Annotated in this window: 21 protein-coding genes; 4 read left to right on the top strand and 17 right to left on the bottom strand. The window is 60.9% G+C overall.

Annotated features, from left to right (window positions below; translation table 11 throughout):
- Positions 1 to 14: 14 nt before the first annotated feature.
- The 6 genes from JZM60_RS03565 to JZM60_RS03585 all read right to left on the bottom strand — a co-directional run bounded on the left by JZM60_RS03565 (position 15) and on the right by JZM60_RS03585 (position 6910).
- Complete coding sequence (locus JZM60_RS03565) at positions 15 to 413, bottom strand: DUF302 domain-containing protein (RefSeq protein WP_207164149.1); 399 nt, start codon at positions 411 to 413, stop codon at positions 15 to 17.
- Positions 414 to 484: 71 nt separating this feature from the next.
- Positions 485 to 913: a C-GCAxxG-C-C family protein gene (locus JZM60_RS03570; protein WP_207164150.1), complete on the bottom strand. Its 429-nt coding sequence runs from the start codon at positions 911 to 913 to the stop codon at positions 485 to 487.
- 117 nt (positions 914 to 1030) lie between these two features.
- Positions 1031 to 4255 (bottom strand): efflux RND transporter permease subunit, encoded by a 3225-nt coding sequence (locus JZM60_RS03575; RefSeq protein WP_207164151.1) that lies wholly within the window; start codon positions 4253 to 4255, stop codon positions 1031 to 1033.
- 10 nt (positions 4256 to 4265) lie between these two features.
- Entirely contained in the window at positions 4266 to 4400 is a 135-nt protein-coding gene (locus JZM60_RS16840) for a hypothetical protein (protein WP_277603781.1), read from the bottom strand.
- Positions 4401 to 4433: 33 nt separating this feature from the next.
- Entirely contained in the window at positions 4434 to 5543 is a 1110-nt protein-coding gene (locus JZM60_RS03580) for an efflux RND transporter periplasmic adaptor subunit (protein WP_207164152.1), read from the bottom strand.
- On the bottom strand, positions 5540 to 6910 hold the full coding sequence (locus tag JZM60_RS03585; RefSeq protein WP_241426360.1) for a TolC family protein: 1371 nt from the start codon (positions 6908 to 6910) through the stop codon (positions 5540 to 5542). Before JZM60_RS03585 ends, JZM60_RS03580 begins: the two co-directional genes overlap by 4 nt.
- A 391-nt stretch (positions 6911 to 7301) precedes the next feature.
- On the opposite strand from JZM60_RS03585, the gene JZM60_RS03590 reads away from it, so the two are divergent.
- Positions 7302 to 7784 (top strand): DUF2062 domain-containing protein, encoded by a 483-nt coding sequence (locus JZM60_RS03590; protein ID WP_207164153.1) that lies wholly within the window; start codon positions 7302 to 7304, stop codon positions 7782 to 7784.
- Positions 7785 to 7873: 89 nt separating this feature from the next.
- Here the strand turns inward: JZM60_RS03590 and JZM60_RS03595 are convergent, their stop codons facing one another.
- Together JZM60_RS03595 and JZM60_RS03600 are read right to left on the bottom strand one after the other, a co-directional pair.
- A complete protein-coding gene (locus JZM60_RS03595; RefSeq protein WP_207164154.1) occupies positions 7874 to 8875 on the bottom strand; it encodes an inorganic phosphate transporter in 1002 nt (333 codons plus the stop codon).
- Positions 8868 to 9485: a DUF47 domain-containing protein gene (locus JZM60_RS03600; RefSeq protein WP_207164155.1), complete on the bottom strand. Its 618-nt coding sequence runs from the start codon at positions 9483 to 9485 to the stop codon at positions 8868 to 8870. The genes JZM60_RS03595 and JZM60_RS03600 overlap by 8 nt, the downstream gene beginning before the upstream one ends.
- Positions 9486 to 9690: 205 nt before the next feature.
- On the opposite strand from JZM60_RS03600, the gene JZM60_RS03605 reads away from it, so the two are divergent.
- Both JZM60_RS03605 and radC read left to right on the top strand, forming a co-directional pair.
- Positions 9691 to 10500 carry an undecaprenyl-diphosphate phosphatase gene (locus JZM60_RS03605; RefSeq protein WP_207164156.1) on the top strand — a complete coding sequence of 270 codons (810 nt, stop codon included), beginning with the start codon at positions 9691 to 9693 and terminating at the stop codon, positions 10498 to 10500.
- 89 nt (positions 10501 to 10589) lie between these two features.
- The gene (radC, locus tag JZM60_RS03610; RefSeq protein ID WP_207164157.1) at positions 10590 to 11279 is read left to right on the top strand and encodes a RadC family protein; all 690 of its coding nucleotides are present in this window, start codon (positions 10590 to 10592) and stop codon (positions 11277 to 11279) included.
- A gap of 13 nt (positions 11280 to 11292) precedes the next feature.
- On the opposite strand, the gene JZM60_RS03615 is transcribed toward radC, so the two are convergent.
- Entirely contained in the window at positions 11293 to 12177 is an 885-nt protein-coding gene (locus JZM60_RS03615) for a complex I NDUFA9 subunit family protein (protein ID WP_207164158.1), read from the bottom strand.
- A 160-nt stretch (positions 12178 to 12337) separates the two neighbouring features.
- On the opposite strand from JZM60_RS03615, the gene JZM60_RS03620 reads away from it, so the two are divergent.
- On the top strand, positions 12338 to 12814 hold the full coding sequence (locus tag JZM60_RS03620; RefSeq protein ID WP_207164159.1) for a ferritin family protein: 477 nt from the start codon (positions 12338 to 12340) through the stop codon (positions 12812 to 12814).
- 97 nt (positions 12815 to 12911) lie between these two features.
- Here JZM60_RS03620 and JZM60_RS03625 read toward each other — a convergent pair whose 3' ends face one another.
- From JZM60_RS03625 to gcvT, 8 genes are all read right to left on the bottom strand, one after another.
- Positions 12912 to 13346 carry an FKBP-type peptidyl-prolyl cis-trans isomerase gene (locus tag JZM60_RS03625; RefSeq protein ID WP_207164160.1) on the bottom strand — a complete coding sequence of 145 codons (435 nt, stop codon included), beginning with the start codon at positions 13344 to 13346 and terminating at the stop codon, positions 12912 to 12914.
- Positions 13347 to 13397: 51 nt separating this feature from the next.
- Entirely contained in the window at positions 13398 to 13619 is a 222-nt protein-coding gene (locus tag JZM60_RS03630; RefSeq protein WP_207164161.1) for a dodecin, read from the bottom strand.
- Between the two features lie 574 nt (positions 13620 to 14193).
- Positions 14194 to 15045 carry a lipoyl synthase gene (gene lipA, locus JZM60_RS03640; protein WP_207164163.1) on the bottom strand — a complete coding sequence of 284 codons (852 nt, stop codon included), beginning with the start codon at positions 15043 to 15045 and terminating at the stop codon, positions 14194 to 14196.
- The gene (locus JZM60_RS03645; protein WP_207164164.1) at positions 15042 to 15884 is read right to left on the bottom strand and encodes a lipoate--protein ligase family protein; all 843 of its coding nucleotides are present in this window, start codon (positions 15882 to 15884) and stop codon (positions 15042 to 15044) included. The genes lipA and JZM60_RS03645 overlap by 4 nt, the downstream gene beginning before the upstream one ends.
- Positions 15862 to 17307: an aminomethyl-transferring glycine dehydrogenase subunit GcvPB gene (gene gcvPB, locus JZM60_RS03650; RefSeq protein WP_207164165.1), complete on the bottom strand. Its 1446-nt coding sequence runs from the start codon at positions 17305 to 17307 to the stop codon at positions 15862 to 15864. Before gcvPB ends, JZM60_RS03645 begins: the two co-directional genes overlap by 23 nt.
- Positions 17298 to 18644: an aminomethyl-transferring glycine dehydrogenase subunit GcvPA gene (gene gcvPA, locus JZM60_RS03655; protein ID WP_207164166.1), complete on the bottom strand. Its 1347-nt coding sequence runs from the start codon at positions 18642 to 18644 to the stop codon at positions 17298 to 17300. The genes gcvPB and gcvPA overlap by 10 nt, the downstream gene beginning before the upstream one ends.
- Positions 18641 to 19015 (bottom strand): glycine cleavage system protein GcvH, encoded by a 375-nt coding sequence (gene gcvH, locus JZM60_RS03660; RefSeq protein WP_207164167.1) that lies wholly within the window; start codon positions 19013 to 19015, stop codon positions 18641 to 18643. The genes gcvPA and gcvH overlap by 4 nt, the downstream gene beginning before the upstream one ends.
- 110 nt (positions 19016 to 19125) lie before the next feature.
- Entirely contained in the window at positions 19126 to 20214 is a 1089-nt protein-coding gene (gene gcvT / locus JZM60_RS03665) for a glycine cleavage system aminomethyltransferase GcvT (protein ID WP_207164168.1), read from the bottom strand.
- Positions 20215 to 20258: the final 44 nt, after the last annotated feature.

The following is a 20258-nucleotide window of genomic DNA, read 5'->3' on the forward strand; positions in this document are numbered from 1 at the left end:
TCTCCTTGCGTTTGTTACAGGGCGGCCAGCACCCGCTCCATTTTCTGCCGCACCGTTGCGGCCACGTCGGTCAGTTCGGCGTTGCCGATGATACCGAGTGCAGCTACCGGGTCCATGGCCATCACGACGGTTTTCCCGTCATTGCCGGTGTAGACGCACACGTTGCAGGGAAGCAGGGTCCCGATGTTCAGCTCCATTTGGAACGCCTCCCAGGCCATGGCCGGGTTGCAGGCTCCAAGGATTATGTAGTCGCGGAAGTCACGGCCCAGTTTCTCCCGGAACTTCTCCGTAACGTCGATCTCGGTGAGGACGCCGAACCCTTCCTTCGCCAGTTCCTCCCGGACTCTGGCCACGGTCTCCGCATAGCCCATCTCCACAGTCTTGCCGAATGCATACGATCTCGTGAGTTCCATGACAAACCTCCTTGTTTCGTCGGGGCAATCCTCATGATCGCCCCAGTACCGGGCGAATACAAGATTCGCCCCTACGACAGCAGAAGCTCGGCCACCTTCTTCGCCACCTCGCCGGTCAGGACCGCGCACCCACCCTTGTCCTTGGCGTTTTTAGTGGCAATGCGGCAGCAGGCGGCGCCGTACTCGTGCTTGAACCACTCGTGCAGCTCCTTGGTGACCCGCTTGAGGGTACGCTTGTCGTCCTTCAGGACGAAACCGAAGGCCATGGTGCCGCCGGAGACGGCGCCGCAGATGCACCCCACCCCGGAACCGCCGCCGAAACCGGATGCAGCCCGCACGACCTCCTCGGGTAAGGAGGGGAAAAACTGGTTACGGGCCGCCATGAGCACCGATTCGGCGCAGTGCATCTTCCCCGAGCGGTAAAAACCTTCCGCCTCTATGCCCACCTTATCCGCCACGGACTCCGCAACGGGAACGTTTTGTTTATTCTGCCAGAACATTGAACCTCCAAAATTTATTGTGTGATCGAGGAAACGTGAATTTCCCGCAAGATCAAGGCTGTCAAGGGAGAGCGCGGAGGCGTAGCAGCGCTACGCCGCACAAGCGAACCCGAAGACTTACGCAGATATTGCGGGAAAGTCGCGTTTCCGGCGGCGCTCCTTCCAGTCCTCCACCAGATAGTACAGTATCGGTATGGTCACGCGGGAAAGGGTAGTGGAAGCAATCTCCCCGAACATCATGGCCAGAGCCAGCCCCTGGAAGATGGGGTCGAAGACGATGACGAAGCTCCCCACCACCACCGCCGCCGCGGTCAGAAGCATGGGCCGGAACCGCACCGCGCCCGCCTCGATGATGGCTTCATCCAGTGGCAGCCCCTCCCGCCGCTTCAATTCGGCGAAATCTATGAGGATGATGGAGTTGCGCACAATGATGCCTGCCAGGGCGATGAAACCGATCATGCTCGTGGCGGTGAAAAAGGCGCCGAAAAGGGCGTGCCCCGGCAGGATGCCGATGAGGGTGAGGGGAATCGGCACCATTATGACGAGGGGAGTGGTGAAATCCTTGAACCAGGCCACAACCAGGACATAGATTAGGATCATCACCGCTCCGAATGCAAGCCCCAGGTCACGGAATACCTCATAGGTAATGTGCCACTCGCCGTCCCACTTGATGCCGGGGCGCTCCTCGCTCCAGGGCTGGGTGGCGGCCCGCTGCTCGATATGGTAGCCGCCGGGGAGCGCTATCTTGTCAATCTCCTTCTGCATCTTCAGGATAGCGTAAACCGGCGCCTCGATCTTCCCGGCCACATCGCCGGTGACATAGACGACGCTCTTCAGGTTCTTCCGGTAGAGGCTCCGGTCCTCATTACCGGTGGCGACCCGTATCAGCTGCGACAGGGGGACGTTTCCGCGGGGGCCGGGCACGTAGATGGAGGAAAGGGAAGCCACGGAGCTCCGCTGCTCAACCGGAAGCCGAAGCGTTATGGGAACCGGCTCTTTTTCTTCCGGCAGGTGCATGATGCCGGCGTCCATCCCCGCAAGGGCAATCCGGAGCGCCTTCGCCACATCCTCCACGGCAATGCCGGAGAGGGCAGCTTTCTCCCGGTCCACGGCAAAGGTGACTTTCTGCTGGTTGTCCTCCACGTACCAATCGGTGTCCACCACCCCGTCAATCTTCTCGTAGATAGCCTTGATTTTTGCCGCTATATCAAGGCGAGTCGCCTGGTCCGGCCCGTACACTTCGGTGACGAGCGTGGAGATGACCGGTGGTCCCGGCGGCACCTCGGCAACCTTGATGCGGGCGCCGTGGCGGTCGGCCACGGCCTTGAGAACGGGCCTTATGCGGGTAGCCAGGGCGTGGGACTGGTCCTTGCGCTCTCCCTTGGGAAGGAAGTTCACCTGGATGTCGGCCACGTTGGAGCCGCTCCGCAAATAGTAATGGCGCACGAGACCGTTGAAATTGAAGGGAGCGCTGGTCCCCACGTAGGTCTGGAAGTCGGTCACCTCCGGCACGGTGCGCAGGGCCTCGGCCATCTCTACGGTCATCCGCGCCGTTTCCTCCAGGGGGGTCCCCTCGGGGGCGTCGATGATAACCTGGAGCTCGTTCTTGTTGTCAAAGGGGAGCATCTTCACGGTGACGAGCTTGAAGTAGATGAGAGAGCACGACACGAGCAGCAGCACCGTCACCCCGGCCAGAAAGCCGTAGCGGAGCGGCTTGCGGTGGATGAGACGCCCCATCCACTTCCGGTAGAAAAGCGTGAGTTTCGACTCCTCCGCCTCGGCATCGCTCCCGAAATGGGACTCCCCTTTCATGAGCCGGTAGGCAAAGTATGGGGTGACCATGAAGGCAATGAACATGGAGAGGAGCATCGCCATGCTGGCCCCCACGGGAATGGGCCGCATGTACGGCCCCATGAGCCCCCCCACGAACCCCATGGGGAGGATGGAGGCGATGACTGCAAAGGTGGCGAGCACCGTGGGGTTGCCGATCTCGTCCACGGCCCGGATGGCCGCCTCCAGGGGCTTGAACCGGGTGGTGGTGAAATAGCGGTGGATGTTCTCCACAACCACGATAGCGTCGTCCACCAGGATGCCGATGGAGAAGATGAGGGCGAACAGCGTAATCCGGTTCAGGGTGTAGCCGATCAGGTTGAAGACCAGCATGGTGAGGGCCAGGGTCACCGGGATGGCGATGGCCGCCACCGCTCCGGCCCGCCACCCCATGAAAACGGCTATGAGAAGCGTGACCGAAATGGCCGCCAGGAACATGTGGAACAGAAGTTCGTTGTTCTTCTCTTTCGCGGTCTCGCCGTAGTTGCGGGTGACCGTAACCTGCACGTCGGAGGGGATGACTTTACCCTTCAGGAACTCCACCCGCCGGATCAGGTCCTCCGCCACCCAGGTGGCGTTGGCCCCCTTGCGCTTTGCCACGGAGAGGGTGACCGCCGGGTAGCTCTCGGCCCGGTTTCCGGAAATCCCCTTGTGGTCCGCCGCCGGTCCCAGGCCGAAGAAGACGTAGTCCTTTGGCTCCTCGGGACCGTCCACCACCGTGGCCACGTCGGAGAGGTAGACGGGGCGGCCGTCGCGGGCGCTCACCACCAGCCGCCGGGCATCCTCGGCATCGGCGATGAAGCTGCCGGTCTCCACCAGAAACTCCCGGTTCCCGGTGGAGAAGGCCCCGGAAGGCAGGCGTGCGTTCCCCCCCTTGATCGCCCCCATCACCTGGAGGGGCGAGAGTCCGTAGGCGGCCAGCCGCGCAGAATCGAGACGCACCGTGAGTTGGCGGCCGAGCCCACCCACAATCCTGGTTTCGGCAACGTTGTACCCCTTCTTCAGTTCTTCGCAGAGCTCGCGCCCCAATTTCCGGAGCGTCTGGCCGTCGTAGCGGCCGGACCAGAGGGTCAGGGTCAGGATCGGCACATCATCTATGGACTTGGGCATCACCAGCGGCTCACCGGCCCCCGGGGGGAGGATGGTCCGCTTTTCCATCACCTTGTTGTGGAGCTTGACGAGGGACTTCTCCATATCCTCGCCCACGAGGAAACGGACCGTCACCAGCCCCATCCCCGGCTTGCTCATGGAGTAGACGTACTCCACCCCCGGAAGCTCCCACATGGTCTTCTCAAAGGGGACCACCACCCGCTCCTCCACCTCCTTGGGGGTAGAACCGGGAAGTGGGAGGTAGATGTCGATCATCGGCACGACAATCTGGGGCTCCTCCTCCCGCGGGGTCACGAGCACCGCATAGACCCCGAGCAGAAGCGCGGCCAGTACCAGAAGAGGAGTCAGCTTCGAGTTGATGAACGATTTGGCTATTTTTCCGGCAATGCCGAGTTTTTCCATCTAATGCACCCTATTCCATATCGGGAAACGACCAGCCGTGACGCACCACCAGAACTATACCGGCAAGCAGCAGCCAGACCGCAAGGAAGCAGAGGAACCAGACGAGGTACCTCCCGCTGCGGATATCATCATCGCCGAGACGCATGCAGAGCGCCTCCCCAATGGCTGAAAAACCGTATTATCGGACTTCCGCCCCTTCGACCACCTTCTCCACGCCGCCGGTCACCACCCGCTCCCCCGGGGAGAGCCCCGAGAGGATTTCCAGGCGGTCCCCATGGAGCGAGCCGGTCTTGACAAGCCGCATCCGGGCAATGTTGCGCCCGTCAACCACCCATACGGACGTGAGAGCACCACGCTCCACGACGGCACCCCGGGGGACGGCGACGCCTTTCCGCTCGCCGGTCGCGAGGAATACGCGGCCGAACATCCCGGATTTCAGCCCTTTGCCCGCGATATCGACTTTGGTGGTAAAGGTGCGGCTCGCCGGGTCCGCGGCAGGAACCACCTCGGCAATGCGCCCGGAGGAGGCTACACCGGCCCCATCCACCGACACCTGTACCGTGTCGCCAACCCTCACCTGTGCCACAAGGGATTCCGGAATCGCCACTTCAAGGCGATAGTTTCCCTCTTCCTCAACGGTCAGCAGCGGCGTACCCGGAAAAACCGTCATTCCCCGCTCCACCTGCTTCGCCGTGACCACTCCGGCCATGGGAGCCGAGATGCGGGTGTAGCCGGCAACGGCTCCGGCCGCGCGGGCAGCCTGCCGCGCCGCCGCCACCCTCGCCTCCGACCGGGCCACCGCCTGGGCGGACACGTCCCGGTCGGCCCGGCGGTTGTCCAGCTCCTGCCGTGTGACCGCTTCCTCCCTGAAGAGGTTGTGGTAACGCTCGAAGGTGGCATCGGCAAGGCGCCGGCGCGCCCGCGCCTCCTCCAGCCCCCTCTCCGCCTCTTCCACCGACGCATATGCGGCGGCAGCCTGGGCAGTGCTCTCGGCAGCTTCCAGGGTCACGAGAATCTTCCCCCGCCCGACCCGTTGTCCCTCAGTCACAAAAACGCCGGTAACCGTACCCGGAATCCGGGAAGCAATGACTGCGGAGTTGCGGGCCTTAACCGTCCCCACCGCCTCCATCCCTTCGGGAAGCGCCACCGATTCAACCTTCTCCGTCGGCACTCCGGTCACGACGACGGGCTTCTCTTTTTCTCCGGATCCCGCCTTGTCGCCGCCACAGCCGGAAAAGGCAAGAACGGTTAAAGCAAGGAGTGGAATTATTGCCGTGGGGCTCCTCATTGGGTCATCTCCTTCAGGAATATGCCGGCGGCATGGTAAATCCGCGCCGTAGCCAGCAGGTGGTCGGTCTCCCGCTCCACAAGCCCGGTACGGGCACGGTTCAGGGATGACTGGGCATCCAGGAGCTCCACCATGGTGGCAAGACCGTTTGCAAACCGCTTGTTCACCAGCCGCGTCCCCTCTTCGGCCGCCAGAAGCGCGTGACGCGCCACCTCCAGCCGCTTCCCGGCCTCGGCGCGGCGCAGGATGCTCTCGCGCACCTGAAGTTCGATTTCCTTGCGCAGCTGTTCCCGGTACTGGTTCGCCGCATCCCGCTCAGCACGGGCCCTGGCCGAGTTGTGGCTTCGCCCGAGTCCGTCGAAGATTTCCCAGCGCAGGTTCACCCCCGCGCTCCATCCGTCGTTGTCATGGCCAAAGGGAACATCCCTGTCATTCATCTGCACTGAAGCCCCGCCGTAAACCGTTGGAAACCAGGCACTGCGGGCAAGTCCCACGGCGGCCTCGGCCCGCTCCACCCCTTTTTCGGCACCCTTCAGGTCACGGCGGTTGGCAACGGCCGTCCCCACGACCTCCGCCTCGTCCAGACGGAATGCCTCTGCCGTCACATCCCCCCGGATGTCGAGGGAGTCGCCGGCATCCCCCCCCACGGCCAGCGCCAACCGCATTTTGGCCAGCTTCAGGTCGTTGAGTGCGGTAATGTTTCGCTCCTCCATCTCCGAAAGAAAGGTACGTGCCCGCAGCTCATCGGACTTGAGGCCGGCTCCCTGCTCGTTGCGGACCTTTGCCACCCGCAGGTGCTCCCGTGCCTCGGCCACATCCTTCTCGGCCGCCGCCAGCACCGCCTTTGCCCTCTGCACACCGAGATACGCGGCATAAACCGCAAACCCCACATCCTCGCGCCGCCCCTCGAACCGTTCGCCCATCCGTTCGGCCTCCCGCTGGGCCATCTCCCGCCCGTAGCCTATCCCCAGATCGAACAGGGGCTGCTCCAGGGAGAGTGATGTGCGGAAATCAGTGGTGGAGGAAGGGGTATTCAGATTGCCGATGGCGAAGTCGTTCGCGGTGAAGCGCCCCTGATCCAGCTTCATCATGAAAACCCGGGTGGGGAGGTCGGAAGCGCTGAACGCCTCGTCGAACGTAATGCGCGGCAAGTAACGGCTGCGGCTCGCCGCGGCCCCCTCTTCGGCGGCCTGCTTTTCGTAGGCTGCGCCGCTCACCAGATGGTTCCGTTCCAGGGCAAGTATAAGCACCTCATCGAGGGCGACGGAACGCTCGGCCCCCAGCAGCACATTGGGAACCAGCAACAGTATCAGCAAGCCGGCAGCAAAAAACTTCACGGGCAACCCCTTCTCGTTGATGTCCTTCATAATCCCTACGGCGCATCAAACATATATATTTTTATATATATCACATTCCTCGTTGTCAACCGTTAATAAGAACTTGTCCGTAAACAACTGCCGCGAGGACCGCGCCCGGATTTGGGGCAGATTTGACTTGACCGATTGAACAAAACCGCAGGCGTAGCAAGGCTACGTTGAGGATTTTGCGATTGAGGCCGAGGCAAAGATGCCGTGAAGGCGGGATGCGGGACCGCAAAGCTTATTTACGAACAAGTTCTAAGTATAGCGGAAGTATATAATTTGTCAGGGGTGAAGATGGGGACAAAAAACCGGGGGAGACGGGCTGGGGGGAAATGGATTGACAATGCGGGGGACGGGACCTTAGACTCGAACCCCTGCGTTACCTGCGGAGGATTTCGTGATCAACAAAGAGAAGTGGAAGCACAACATACGAGCGATTCTTTCCCTGGACAGCCATCCGGGCCATATCGCAGCGGGGCTGGCCGTCGGCGTATTTATCGGATTCACCCCCTTTTTCTCGCTGCACACCGTTCTTGCCATAGCAGCAGCCTTCATCTTCCGGCTCAACAAGCTCACCTGCGTCACGGGCGCCTGGGTCAACACCCCCCTCACCGTAGTGCCGGTCCTGGCCGCCAGCTACAAGATCGGCCTCGTCGTCAGAGGACTCCCTCCCCAGGAATTCCATTTCAAGAGTATCCAGTGGGTTCACCTCAAGAGCCATGCCGCAACCCTCATCATCGGCTCATCCATTTTAGGCTTTGCAGCGGCCCTCTTCTCCTACGCCCTCTGCTACTGGCTCATCGTCCGCTTCCGGAAAAAGGACGAAACCCTTGCCACTCTCACCGATGAAATGGAAGAACTGGGCGAGGACCTGGAATAGAAAAAGCGGGGAAATCCCCGCTTTTTCATTTTCTCTGAATTTTTACCAACCGTAGCCAATCGGCCGGGCACCCACGGGAATCCCCGCGCTCACTGCCCGAGCAGCGGGCTAAGAACCTGATAGCAGACGTAGGCCATGATCGCCGATGCCGGGATAGTCAGAACCCAGGCGACGATTATCCTGCCTGCCACGTTCCAGTTTACCGCAGTGAGGCGCTTCGAGAGGCCGACGCCGAGGATGGATGAGGTGATTACGTGGGTGGTACTTACCGGCATCCCGATGGATGAGGCCCCCAGGATGACCCCCGCCGAGGCGGTTTCGACGCAGAAGCCGTGAACCGGTTGAAGCTTCACGAAGTCCTTCCCGACAGTCTTGATGATCCGCCACCCGCCGGCAGCGGTGCCGAAGCCCATGGCCAATGCGCAGGCAATCTTGACCCATGTGGGGACATCGAAGGTGGTCAGGGAGCCGTAACTCACCAGTGCCATGGTGATGACGCCCATGGATTTCTGGGCGTCGGCGGTGCCGTGGGAGAAGGCCATGAAAGCGGCCGACAGGACTTGGAGCCGCCGGAAATTATTATTGATGGAATGGGGCGATTTGCTCTTGAAGCACCAAAGCATGATGATCATGGCAATGAAACCGAGCACGACGCCAACGATGGGGGAAAGAACCAGCGACAGGACTATCTTTTCAAGCCCCTTCCAATGGAGGGCAGCCGTACCGGCATGGGCTATGACCGCCCCCATCAGTCCACCGATGATGGCATGGGAAGAGGATGCGGGAAGCCCGTAATACCAGGTGATGAGGTCCCAGACGATGGCGCCGAGTATCCCGGCAAGCACCACCATCTGAGTTACGTTGTTGGCATCCACTATCCCCTTGCCGATTGTGGCGGCCACTTTCGTGGAAATCATTGCGCCGGCGAAGTTGAGCACCGCCGCCATGGTGATTGCAGCCCTTATGGAAAGGGCGCGGGTGGATACGCAGGTGGCGATGGCATTTGCCGTATCGTGGAAGCCGTTGATGTAGTCGAAAGCCAGTGCCGCCCCGATAACCAGGACAAGCATGAGCAATGTCGCATCAGGCATTTTTCACCACCACGCTCTCAAGGATGTTGGCTGCGTCCTCGCACTTATCGGTTGCCCGCTCGAGTGTTTCGTAAATCTCTTTCCACTTGATGAGCTGAATCGGATCCTTCTCTTCGTCGAAGAGCTTGCTTATGGCCTCGCGGCAAACGCGGTCAGCCTCGTTTTCCAGGGCGTTGACCTCAACGCAGTGCCCTGCCATATGCTCGAACTTGCCCCCCAGGTGTCCCACTGCCTTGGCAACCGCCTCGCACGACTTGAGGATGATGAAGGCAAGCTCCTTCGCTTCCTGTGTCGGTTTCTCCACGTTATACATGATGAAGCGCTGCGATGATGCGTCAATGAGGTCGATCATGTCATCGAGGGCCGCCGACAGGGAGTAGATATCCTCCCGGTCAAGGGGGGTCACGAAGCTCTTGTTGAGTTTCTGGATGATGTCGTGGGTTATCTGATCACCCTTATGCTCGATGTCCTTGATCTTTTTCTGACTCCCCTGGGGGTCGTCGTAATTATCCATCATATCCTTGAGGAGCTTGGCCCCCTCGATGATATTGGCGGTCATGTCATTGAACAGGGCAAAAAACTTCTCTTCCTTCGGAATAAGGCCGAACATTGCTTCCTCCGATTCTGGTAGGCGGCACTACGCCGCGCTGATTAAGGTCTGTAACAGAAGAGAAATAACACAAAATCGCTCCTTTGCCTATGAAAATTATTGCGACGATGTTACAACTCTGTGCCATATCAGCATCAACCTTTGACTTGTGGGCACATATTTATTAGGTTGTATAACTTATGCCCGCACACCAAGGAGACCGGTTATGAACCCCCTTCACGCAACAGTACTCGGAGCCGTTCAAGGACTGACCGAAGTGCTTCCCATAAGCAGTTCGGCACACCTGATTCTTGTTCCATGGCTGCTGGGCTGGCCCGAATCGGGGCTCACCTTCGACGTCGCGCTCCATCTGGGGACCTTCATCGCTTTGGCCTTCTACTTCCGCCGCGACATCTCCAAAATGGCCGTAAACGCCATCGCAGGGCTCAGGGAGGGAGCAGGCTCCCCCGCCATCCGCCTTCCCTATTACATAGTTGCAGCGTGCATCCCGGCCGCCATCGTCGGCAAGACTCTCGAAGAACCCATTGAAGAAATCTTCCGTTCAAATCCGGCCATAATCGCCACGCTCCTCATCGGCTTCGGCCTTCTGCTGGCCCTGGCCGACACCATGGGCGCAAAACGCCTGCAAATGGACCGCATCAACCTCAAAAACGCCATGCTGATCGGCCTGGCCCAGTGTCTGGCGCTCATTCCCGGGGCTTCCCGTTCCGGCATCACAATTACCGCGGCCCTGTTCCTCGGCTTCAGCCGCGAGACGGCCGCCCGGTTCTCGTTCCTCCTCTCGCTCCCCATAGTTGCCGGGGCCGCCTTGCTGAAAGTGGGCCAACTGGCGCATCAGGGAGTGCCACAAGGTGAATTGCAGCCGCTTCTGATCGGCATCGCCGTCTCGGCTGCGTTCGGCTACATAAGCGTCGCCCTCCTTCTCAAGCTGGTGCAGCGCTATTCCCTCTACCCCTTTGTCTGGTATCGCATTTTTGCCGGGGGAGCGGTTCTCCTCTATATATTCAACCAATAAGCGACGCTTAGGAGCTTTTAATTATTTCTCCCCCATGTTACAGTTCCCGCTCCCGAACCGGGAATAATCAGCAGGGAGGAATACATAGCATGGCAGGCGGCATCAAGTCGTGGCCCGAGGACGAGCGTCCCAGGGAAAAACTGGTGAGACGGGGAAGCCCCGCCCTTTCCGACGCAGAACTCCTGGCCCTTATAATCCGTACCGGTGATACGGTCACAAAGCGCAGCGCCATCGACCTCGGCAGGGACCTGCTCCAGGAATTCGGGGATCTCAGAACCCTGGCCGGCGCGACTGTGGGAGAACTCTGCGCCGTCAAGGGAACCGGCCCCGCCAAGGCGGCCTCCATCAAGGCGGCACTGGAGATCGCAACCCGCATCAATTCGGAGCGGCTCATGATCTGCAGCGAGCGCTTCACCTCCCCCGAGCAGGTTTACAACCACTACCACTATGCCTTCCGTGACCGGCGCAAGGAGTACTTCATGGTGCTTCTGCTGGACGGGAAAAACCGGATCATGCGGGAAGTGCAGATTTCGGAAGGAAGCCTAAACCAGAGCATCGTCCATCCAAGGGAAGTTTTCAACCCGGCCGTGCGGGAGTCGGCGGCAGCGGTGATTCTCGTCCACAACCACCCCACTGGGGACCCGGCTCCGAGCCGCGAAGACCTGGAAATCACCCGGCGCCTCCGGGAGGCGGGTGACCTCATGGGAATAAAGGTTCTCGATCACATCATCATCGGAGACGGCCGCTTCACAAGTTTCATTTCCGCCGGTTTCATGTAACGGGGCAAACGGGTCAGCGGCTCAGATATTTGGAAATTCCCGCCTCGAACCGTTCGGGCTCGACTTCAAATACCCGTGGCCATGGACTCGTGCAGATATTCTCCTCCACCAGCATCGTAATCTGGTCCATGGTTATGGGAAAGGAAGAGAAGCCCTGCATGACCGGCACGACCAGTTTCATGATGCCCAGGGGATTGGGAATCTTCGTCACATGACCCTTGCCGATCACCCGGCCGATGATGTCGAGCAAATCGTTATAGACGATGCAATCCGGGCCGCAGAGCTCATAGGCCTGCCCCACAGTCTCCGGCTTCTCCAGGGCGAGGGTGAAACAGCGGGCAACGTCGTCGGCCGACACCGGCTGAAGCCGGTACCTCCCGTCGCCTATGACCGGAACGGCCGGGTATGACCTGATGTAGCCGGCCAGCTTGTTGATGAAATCATCCTTAGGGCCGAAGATAATCGACGGGCGGAAGATGGTCCAATCGAGCCCCGAGTTGCGCACCTGCTCCTCGGCGCGCCATTTCGTCTGGTGATACCGGGAAGTGGCATTGGGCCGGGAGCCCAGGGCCGACATCTGCAGGTGGCGCCGGACTCCCCCCAGCCGGGCAGCCTCCAGGACGTTTTTAGTTGCCTCCACATGGAGCCGCTCAAAAGTGACCCCCCTGGAGGGAAACTCACGGATGATACCCACCAGATTGATGGTGGCGTCACACCCCTCCACGGCCCCTGCGAAAGTCTCCACCTTCGTCACATCCCCTTCGGCCTGCTCCACCCCCTGCTCCACACCCTCATGCTGCCCATGGACGAGGAGCCGGACGGTATGCCCGGCATCCAGGAGCGCACGCCTCAGGTGTCCGCCGACAAAACCGGTTCCACCGGAAAGGAAAATTTTCATGGCAACTCCTCCGTGCAACGCATCACTCTCGGTCAGTTGAACAAAGTGTAACGCACGCACGCCCTTTTGCCAGTCCGTATCGTATACAAGACCCTTGTGCTTGAAGAGCGGGTGTGTTAATAAAGAATCATTTAACGAAACACGGGGAGGGAAGAGGACCATGAGCGAACAAGGTGCGGTCTGCTACACGTTCGAAGCCGCCGTGGAAATGGCTATCCAGATGGAGGAAGAAGGATTCCGGCACTATCTGACCGCCATAAAAAAGGTAAAAAACAAAGGGGCGCGCGAGATTCTCAAGGAAGCCGCCATGGACGAACTGGAACATAAGCAGAGCCTGGAGCAGGCCCTCCTTGAAGGGGAGATGGAAGGAGCCGAAGCCCTCGACAGGCCGATTTCGACCATGAACCTCGGCTACGTTCTGGCAAAGAAAGAGCTGAGCCCCAACTCGGATACCCGTGAAGCCCTGGCCTACGCCATTCACCTCGAAAAGGGATCAATGGATTTTTACAAGCGTATGGCCGAAGGGTGTGCAGGCGCCCCCATGGCGGGCATCTTCCAGAAAATGCTGGCCGACGAGGCAAAACACCTCACACAGCTTGAGGATTTGTACGAACAGCACTTCATGACCGAGAACTGAAGCACTCTCGGGGTTACGGCACCCATCAGCAGTCATAAAAAAAGGGAAGAGGCTCAAGGCCGCTTCCCTTTTTCACTTTTTACGCAACTCCGGGCGATCAGGCAATTTCCACAAGCTTTATCTCGAAGATCAGGTCTCGGCCGGCCAACGGATGGTTGGCGTCGAGGGTCACCGTAGTGTCGGTCATCTCCGTAACCATCACGTTAAAAATCTGCCCGTCATCCTGGGTCACCTCGTACTGCTGCCCCAGCTTGGGCTCGGCATCCTTGGGGAGATATTCCCGCTCCACCTCGGCCACAAGCCCTTCAATCCTCGGCCCGTAAGCCTTGTCCTCGGGAATCGTCACCGTCTTGGCTTCGCCGGAACTCATGCCGATAACCGCTTCCTCGAAACCTGCAATCACGTCACCCTCGCCGATGGTGAACTCGAGGGGAGTGTTCCCGTTTGCTTCGGAAGAATCAAAGACCTCGCCGGACGAAAGCTTGCCCGTATAGTGAACCTTGACGGTGTCACCCTTTTTTGCCTGTGCCATGTTTACTTTTCCTTTCACTTGTTTAAATGAACTGCCTGGTCCGGCATCTGCCTACTCTTTAATCTCGAATGCCACCTTCAATATCACCTGGTACTCGGTCACGGTACCGTCATCGCCCACATGGCCGCGGATATCCTGGACCTCGAACCAGGAGAGTTTCTGCAGCGTTTTGTGGGCCTTTGTGACCGCCGCCTGAATGGCCGCATCAAGCCCGCGCTTCGATACCCCGATAATCTCCACTTTTTTGTAGACTCTGTCGTCACCGTAGCTCATGGCATCCTCCGCAACCTGGATTTTCCACAAGCATACCACCGGGTGAATACGTGTAAAGCGCCGGAACCGCTAGGTAACGTCCCGTCACTTTGTCGTAAGGACGTTCAAGCGTTTGTTGGCTTCGGATGCAAGCGTCACAACCCTGAGGAGATGCCCCTGGCGGGAGACGACCTGAACGGCAAGGTCTGCCACCGAGGAGCATCCCTCAAAAGGGGGTAAAGAGGGGTCCCGATTTTCCCCCTGACTCAACCTGCGCCGCAGATACCTGCGCCAGCAAAGGGAACAGGAAACCGAAATCAAAACCCAGACAAGAGCCTGCATCAGCAAAGAGTCCCCTCCCCAAAGAAGCGCCCCCCCTCCGACCATAAGGGCGCCAAACCCGAACCAGACAATGGTAAACGAGGGGAAGAGAAGCTCGATTCCGATTAATGCAACCCCCAGGACTATCCAGCACCACCATGCGCAGACCACGTAACTACCCCCATTAGTCAAATATCCGTCACATCCCCGTCTCCCCCCTGACAAAGGGGACCAAAGGGTTCTGCCGGAGATTCAGCACATTTCGTGCCGAGGTTTATGGCGCCCCGTCATAACGGGCTGCATGGTAGGAACTCCGCACATATGGCCCGCTCTCCACGTGGGCAAACCCCATGGACAGTGCCGTAATCCGGTACTTTTCGAATAGTTCGGGCCTGATGAATTCCCGGACCGGATGGTGCTGTCTGCTGGGGGCAAGATACTGGCCAATTCCGAGATAGGAACAACCGGCGGCTCGCAGGTCGGCAAAAACCGTCAGCACTTCGTCCTCCGTCTCGCCCAGGCCGAGCATGATTCCCGACTTGCTGCGCACGGCCGGCGCCAACTCCCCAAGCATGCGAAGCACCCGGAGGGAGCGGCCATATTCGCCCCCCGCGCGGATATCATAAAGGCGCGGCACCGTTTCCACATTGTGGCCGATTATGGCCGGCGCCGAGGCTACGACCCGGGCAAGACTCTCGCTACTGCCGAGAAAATCGGGGATGAGGAGTTCCACCTTCGTGGCGGGTGCAGCACTCCGGATGGCGGCAACGGTTTCGGCATAATGGCCGGCGCCGCCGTCGGGGAGATCATCCCGGGTGGGACTCGTTATTACCACGTGGGAGAGACCGAGGCGAAAAACCGCCTCCGCCACCCGGGCCGGCTCAGTGGAGTCGGGGGGGAGCGGCGTCCGCTTGGTAACGTTGCAGAAAGAGCAGAGACGGGTGCAGTCGGCCCCCAGGATGAGAAAGGTTGCCTGCCGCTCCCGGAAGCATTCTGTAATATTGGGGCAGCGGGCCTCCTGGCAAACCGTGTGAAGATGCAACTCCCCCAGAAGCCCCTCCATGGCTGCGTGGGCCGCCGGGTTTATCCTCTTTTGCAGCCACTCGGGCTTGCGGGCGATGTTCATGGCGTTTCTCCGTGCAGATTCCAGGCATCCCCGCCATAACGCCCGGCGCCGAGACCGGAGGCGGTTGCCCCTTCCTCCGCCGTGAGGGCCAAGGGGATGAGTTCGACGCCGAGGGTTTCCCCGAAGGCGCGGGCAAGCTCCCCCCGCAGCCAAGCCGGGTCTGCCGTCACTCCCAACTGGGCGAGACTCGTGGTCCCGTCGACAAGACCGGCGGGGGGCTCGCGAAAAAAGGGCAGCGCCTCGGAAATCGCGCAGCTCAGCGGGATGGAGCCATGCTGAAAGATCGCATCCTTCAGCCGCCGCTGGGCATTGCCGCCGATCTTCCTCCCCCCGGCAACGATGTCGTACTCCTCTTTGCCGGCAAAGCAGATGGGCGTTCGCACGCCATAGCCCCCCCCAGCCAACGGAGAATCCATGGCCCAGGAAGCCGTTATGCCGAGGTTGCCGTAAAAACGGAGCAGGAAGGCGGTGAGTGCCCGGAACGTTTCCTTGACTCCCCGGGCGCCGGAAATGTGGCGCGGGGCGCAGACCACGGCATAGGTAAGCTCCGCAGCGTGATAGATAACCCCGCCGCCGGTTATCCGCCGCACAACGGGAATGCCGGCGGCCGCGCACCGGTCGAGCAGCAACGCCTCCTCCGGCCGCTGAAAACGCCCCGCTGAAAAAGCCGGTGGCTCCCACCCGTAAAGGCGGAGCACCGGCAGAGACGAGGCGGGATCAAAATGCCGGAGAAGCGACTCGTCCACCGCCATATTGGCGGGGCCGTCCAGGGGGCCGGTATCCACGAGACGCCAGGGCCCCTGGCCCCCGGTAACATCAGCAGCCGAAATAGCAGACATTCTGCTCCCGGGCCGCCTTGGTCTCGTCGAGGCGGGTGACCGGCATGGTCCCGGGCATCTCGGCGAAGGCCGCCGGATCGGTTTCGGCAAGCTCCGCCGCCTCACGCATTACGGCGATGAAGGCGTCCAGGGTCTCCTTGCTCTCAGTCTCGGTAGGCTCGATCATGATGGCCTCCTTGACGATGAGGGGGAAGTAGACCGTGGGGGGATGATAGCCCCGGTCGATGAGAAACTTGGCGATGTCAATGGCGTGGACGCCGTTTTTCACCTGCCGGGCCGCCGAAAAGACGCACTCGTGCATGCAGGTCTGATCATAGGGAAGGTCATAGACGTCCTTCAGGCGATGCATCACATAGTTGGCGTTCAGCACCGCCTGCTCGCTCACCTGGATGAGGCCGTCGCGGCCGAGCATGGTGATGTAGGCAAAGGCCCTGGCCATGATCCCGAAGTTGCCGAAGAAACCGGCAAGGCGGCCGATGGTCCCGTGGGCCGGGGCGTCGATCCCGTAGCAGCCGTCGTCGTATTTCACAATCCGCGGGACCGGGAGGAAGGGGACCAGCTGCTTCTTGACCCCCACGGGGCCGCTGCCGGGGCCGCCCCCGCCGTGGGGGGTGCCGAAGGTCTTGTGGAGGTTCACGTGAATCACGTCGAACCCCACGTCGCCTGGGCGGACCTTGCCGAGGATGGCGTTCAGGTTGGCACCGTCGTAGTACATGAGGGCATCGTGGTCGTGGGCAATGTCGCAGATCTCCTGGATGTGCGGGTTGAAAAGCCCCAGGGTGTTGGGGCAGGTCATCATGACCGCCGCCACCTCGTCGGTCATCACCTCGCGGAATTTATCCAGGTCCATGTCGCCGTAGGGAGCCGTCGGCACGGTGATGATCTCGTACCCCACCATGGCGGCGGAAGCGGGGTTGGTGCCGTGGGAGGAGTCGGGGACCACCACGTACTTCTTCTTGTTCCCCTTTGCCTCGTGGTAGGCGGCGATGAGCATGATGCCGGTCATCTCGCCGTGGGCGCCGGCCAGGGGCTGGGTGGTCACCTCGTCCATGCCGGTGATCTCCGCCAGGGCCGCCCCCAGTTCGTAGGCGAGCCCCAGGCACCCCTGGCTGAAGGAAGCCCCATGGGGAAGGAGCGGCACCATGGGGTGGTAGGGGGCAAAAAGCTTTGCCGCCTCCTCCAGGGCCTTGGCGTTGTACTTCATGGTGCAGGAGCCCAGGGGATAGAAATTGGTATCCACCGAGAAGTTGCGGCGCGAAAGGTTCGTGAAGTGGCGCACCACATCCAGTTCGCTCGCCTCGGGAAGGGCGGCCGCCTCCTGTCGGCGGAGTGCCGCGGGTAGCTCCGGGGCAGCCGGGACATCGCTTGCCGGAAGGCGCACGCCCCGGCGGCCGGGAACCGATTTTTCGAAAATCAGCTGCATAGGATACCCTCCAGATGCCGGGCAAAGGTGTCGATCTCATCCCTTGTCCGCTTCTCGGTCACCGTTACCACCATGCACCGCTCCATCTCCGGATAGTAGGGGCTCAGGGGCACTCCGGCCGCAATCCCCTTGCGGAGGAGATTGGTGACCACCTCCTCGGCAATCTTGGGGAGGCAGACAGTAAACTCGTTGAAGGTGGCGCCGCCGTTCATCACTTCGACCCCGGCGAGGTTGCCGAGCACCTTCTTCGCGTACTCGGCCTTGTCGTAGTTGAGGCGCGCCAGCTCCGCAAATCCCTCTTTTCCCAGGGAGGAGAGGAAGATGAGGCCCCGCAGGGCGCAGAGGCTCTGGTTGCTGCAGATGTTGGAAGTGGCCTTGTGGCGCTTGATGTGCTGCTCCCGGGCCTGGAGGGTGAGGACGAAGCCCCGTTGGCCGTTCCCATCCACGGTTTCACCGATGATACGGCCCGGCAGATTGCGGATGTACTCCTTGCGGCTGGCGATGAAGCCGAAAGACGGCCCCCCGAAGGAAAGGGGATTGCCGAGGCTCTGGCCGTCGCCCACCACGATGTCGGCCCCCATGGCGCCGGGACTCTCCACGAGCCCCAGGGCCACCGGATACGCGGAAACAATCAGGAGCGCCCCGGCGGCGTGGGTGTCGGCGGCCAGCTTGCGGAAGTCGCTGACGCTCCCGAAGAAATTGGGATTCTGGACGAGGACCGCGGCAGTGGCGTCGTCGATGGCGGCACGGATGCGCAGGTCGTCCTCCATGCCGAGTTTCGGCCCGATCTCCACCAGCTCCACATCCAGGTTTGCCAGGTAGGTGCGGACAATCTCCCGGTGGAAGGGGTTCACGGCCCCGTCGATAATGAGGCGGTTTCTCCCCGTGATCCGCAGGGCCATCATGGCCGCCTCGGCCAGGGCCGTGCCGCCATCATAGAGGGAAGCATTGGCGACATCCATTCCCGTAATGCGGCAGATGGCGGTCTGGTACTCGAAAAGGGCCTGGAGGGTCCCCTGGGAGCACTCGGGCTGGTAGGGGGTGTAGGCGGTGTAGAATTCGGCACGCCCCGAAAGATGGTCCACCACCGCCGGAATCAGGTGGTCGTAGTACCCCCCGCCAACGAAGTGGGAAAGATGCTGGGCGTTATTCCCGGCCAGGTGCTCGAAACGATGGAGCATCTCGAACTCGGACATCCCCGCCGGAAGTTCGAAGGATCTGGCCCGCAGCCCGGCCGGAATCGGCCGGAACAGATCATCGATGCTCGACGCCCCCATGGCCGCCAGCATCCCCCGCACCTCCTCCGGTGTGTTGGGACAGTAACCGGGGGTGCTCATGCGAGGCTCCCCAGGTAATCATCATACTGGTCACGGGTCATGAGCTTCTGGAGCTCGGCCGGGTCGGCCATTTCAAGAATAGCCATCCAACCGGCATCCTCGGCCGCCTCGTTGACGATCTCGGGGCGCTCCTCCAGGGCCTCGTTCACCTGGGTCACCTTCCCGGAAACCGGGGAGTAGATGTCGCTGGCCGCTTTAACCGACTCGATGGCCGCCAGGACCTCGAACTGTTTCACGGTCTTTCCCACCTTTGGCAGCTCCACGAAGGTCACATCTCCCAACTGGTGGGCCGCATGCTCGGTGATCCCCACCGACGCAACCCCGTCCTTGACCTTGACCCACTCGTGCTCTTTGGTGAAATAAATTTCCATGACAATCCTCCTTATCGTTTAATGGGAATAAAATAGCTGTAGGGGTGGCGCTTGCTCCGCCCATTTTGGCAGGGGGTACATAGGCATTCAGGGCGCAGCAAGCAGCGCCCCTACGAACGCAGCGAACCGCCCCGGTAGAACGGCAGATCCACCACCGTGGCCTCCATGCTCACCTTCTCGTGAGTTATGGTGAGAGGAGCGCCAAGGGTGGCCACGGAAGGATTCACGTACCCCATGCCGATGCCACAGCCGAGCATTGGGGAAAAGACGCCGCTGGTTACGGTGCCGACCCGCTCACCCTCGAAATGGATTGCGTAGTCATGGCGCGGCGAGCGGCGGGAGGTCACGTCGAAGGACACCTTGAGCCGCTTCACCCCTTCGGCCCGCTGTTTCAGGAGCGCCTCTTTTCCCACGAACGCCTTGTCGAAGTTCACGAAGGCCTCCAGCCCCGCCTCAAGGGGGGTGGTGGCCTCGTCGATGTCGCTCCCGTAGAGGCTGTACCCCATCTCCAGCCGGAGCACATCCCGGGCGCCGAGACCGGCGGGCTTCACCCGCTCGTCGGCGAGGAGCCTTGCCCATAGCTCCGCGCTCTTTTCCGCCGGGAGGAAAATCTCGTACCCCAGCTCGCCGGTGTAGCCGGTGCGGCTCACGATGGCGTCGGCGCCGAGAACCTTGGTCCGGATGAACTTGAAGTAAGGGATGGCGGCGATATCCGGCCCGATGACGCCGGAGAGCACGTCCCGGGAGAGGGGCCCCTGGAGGTCCAGCTTGCCGGTGGCGGCGGAGATGTCGCGGAACTCACCGCCGGAGAGGCGGGCGGAGATGGCGGCGAAATCTTTCTCGATGGTGGCGGCGTTCACCACTACCATGGCCTCGTCATCGGCCAGGCGGAAGACGATGAGGTCGTCGATGACCCCGCCGTTTTCGTTCAGGAGGAAGCCGTAGCGGGAGCGCCCCACCGGGATCGACTTAACGGAGAAGGTGAAGACATCTTCGAGCCCCGAGGCGACGATGTCCCCCGTGAAGAGAAACTCCCCCATGTGGCAGATGTCGAAGAGGGCCGCCTGCTCCCGGCACCAGCGGTGTTCGGCGATGATTCCCTCGTACTGGATCGGCATGTTCCAGCCGCCGAAGGGGGCCATTAGGGCGTTCAGCTTCTCGTGTTCGGTGCAAAGGGGGGTATTTTTGAGGGTTTCCATGGCAGTTCCTCATAAAGGAGAGTGGGCGGGATGGGGGGTAAACT

This window comes from Geobacter benzoatilyticus, from assembly GCF_017338855.1.
Lineage (GTDB): Bacteria > Desulfobacterota > Desulfuromonadia > Geobacterales > Geobacteraceae > Geobacter > Geobacter benzoatilyticus.